1 protein-coding gene is annotated in these 401 nt (G+C 37.4%); it reads right to left on the minus strand.

Translation table 11 applies throughout. The annotated features are described in order from the left end of the window. A partial coding sequence (locus H5232_RS23705; RefSeq protein ID WP_182768448.1) for a DUF2931 domain-containing protein occupies positions 1 to 371 on the minus strand: 371 nt, incomplete at its 3' end. Between the last annotated feature and the right edge of the window lie 30 nt (positions 372 to 401).

Consider the following 401-nt stretch of genomic DNA (forward strand, 5'->3'; position numbering starts at 1 on the left):
TCTTTAAAAACCTTACCTGTATGCGCTGTGTATGAAGGTAAATTTTTAGCTAACCTATAACCATTTTTATCTATTGCCACTTCACCAAAGTAAATTCTATTTTCTGACTTATCTAACCATTCAACGGCTACTTTTTCTGGGAATTTTTTATCGTAAACACTTACCGTACCACCAGCTTGTGCGTAACAGCATTCTATTGCACCGGAAGGGATCCCCCACTCATCATCAAATACTATTGAGCGGCCCCAAATTGCATTGCCATTTTTGGTGCCGACACCTGCAACCATGTAATCAATTGTTCCTGTTGACGAGCAACCTATTACAAATAATGTTAAAGCAAGTGTGATGAGTGATTTTATGAGCTTGTCCATAATCTATATCCATTTATTAATTGTGATTGC

This window comes from Pseudoalteromonas sp. SG41-5 (assembly GCF_014164495.1).
Lineage (GTDB): Bacteria > Pseudomonadota > Gammaproteobacteria > Enterobacterales > Alteromonadaceae > Pseudoalteromonas > Pseudoalteromonas rhizosphaerae.